The organism is Parachitinimonas caeni (assembly GCF_030129945.1).
Taxonomy (GTDB): Bacteria; Pseudomonadota; Gammaproteobacteria; order Burkholderiales; family Chitinimonadaceae; genus Parachitinimonas; species Parachitinimonas caeni.
Map to the genome: position 1 here is coordinate 1 of NZ_JARRAF010000184.1, position 462 is coordinate 462.

A 462-nucleotide genomic window follows, 5' to 3' on the forward strand; every position below is an offset into this window, starting at 1 on the left:
TGTTCGCCGGCGGCGGTGCCGTCGAGGGTCTTGTCAAAGTTGCCGGAAGGTGGCGTGCCACCGCCAGTGCCACCGCCAGTGCTGCCGCCACTGGCTACGGCTTTTTGAACCTCTGCCAGACCATAGCGGGCGCCGTCCTTGCCTTCGAGCACTGTGGCCGGGTTGTCGAAGTAGCTGCCGATGCGCACGCTACGGCTGCTATTGCTGCTATCGGATAGCAGCAGGTCTTTGCCTTCCTGTTGCAGTTTGAGCTGACTCAGCAGCAGGTCGCCGAATTGCAGGGTGTCGTTACCGCCGCCGGTCAGATCGACCAGATCACTGCCCCAGTTGCCGCTGAAGCGGTAGACATCGTTGCCGGCACCGCCGATCAGGGTGTCATTACCCGCGCCCCCATCGAGGGTGTCATGGCCGGCGCCGCCAGTCAGTTTGTCGGCTTGGGGGGTGCCGGTCAGGGTCTGGTTG

The 462-nt window shown here is 63.9% G+C and carries 1 protein-coding gene; it reads right to left on the bottom strand.

Annotation, left to right across the window (positions count from 1 at the left end; all coding sequences use genetic code 11):
• A partial coding sequence (locus PZA18_RS24225) for a calcium-binding protein (RefSeq protein WP_407951218.1) occupies positions 1-462 on the bottom strand: 462 nt, incomplete at both ends.